Consider the following 351-nt stretch of genomic DNA (forward strand, 5'->3'; position numbering starts at 1 on the left):
GGAGGTGGCACATCAACATCCCCGACCAGACCATCCGCAACCCGCGTTCGATATTGGACCAGGGCATGTCAGGGATAGATATAGGCGTGCAGGACGATGCCGAACAGCAGTGGCATCGACCATGCCCAGTTTAGCCAGCGGCGGCGTTGCCGGACCCACAGCCCAGCCAATGCGAACAGAAGCAGGAAGATCTGTTCCCCGCTCGATTCGAAGTATGCGCGAAGGTTGGGGAATCCCTGGATCCGCCAGAGGGGCGGGCCGTTGTCGTCAGCAGGGTGCGGAATGCCGGCGACCGTCGCGAGGTCCGCGCACACGCTTAGGAAAAGAACGACCAGCAGCACGGACCAGAGG

The 351-nt window shown here is 62.1% G+C and carries 1 protein-coding gene; it reads right to left on the minus strand.

What is annotated here, in order from left to right:
• Window positions 1–68: 68 nt before the first annotated feature.
• The coding region (locus AC1DDH_RS20905) for a hypothetical protein (RefSeq protein ID WP_476956284.1) at window positions 69–351 on the minus strand (283 nt) is incomplete at its 5' end.

The sequence above is a fragment of the Arthrobacter sp. 10T425 genome (assembly GCF_056393985.1).